This window comes from Kitasatospora sp. SC0581 (assembly GCF_048159585.1).
Lineage (GTDB): Bacteria > Actinomycetota > Actinomycetes > Streptomycetales > Streptomycetaceae > Kitasatospora.
On the sequence record NZ_JBLRWA010000296.1, the window covers coordinates 1 to 328 of the forward strand.

The 328-nt window shown below is 73.5% G+C and carries 1 protein-coding gene; it reads right to left on the reverse strand.

The genetic code is table 11. The features are described 5' to 3' along the window. Positions 1-288, reverse strand: a 288-nt coding sequence (locus ACLWS4_RS38160) for an ATP-binding cassette domain-containing protein (RefSeq protein ID WP_416876593.1), incomplete at its 3' end; no start/stop codon positions are given. Positions 289-328 lie beyond the last annotated feature (40 nt).

Here is a 328-nt window from a genome sequence, read left to right on the forward strand (position 1 = left end):
GAACTTGCCGAAGGGGGTGCCGAACAGCTCCAGGCCGCCGCGCTCCAGCGGCACCGCGCCGATCACCGACTTCACGGTGGTGGACTTGCCCGAGCCGTTGGCCCCGAGCAGGGCGACCACCTCGCCGGGCTGGACCTTGAGGTCCACGCCGCGCAGCACGGGACGGCCGCCGAGCGAGGCGACGGCGTCGCAGAGGCAGACGGCCGCGGGCGCGGCACCCTTCCGGGGGCGCCGCGCCTCGGTGTCCGTCCCCTCGGCCACCGGGGCCTGGGGCATGACTGAACTCATGGTGATCCGGTGTCCTGTCAGTTCTGGATGCCGAAGGCGG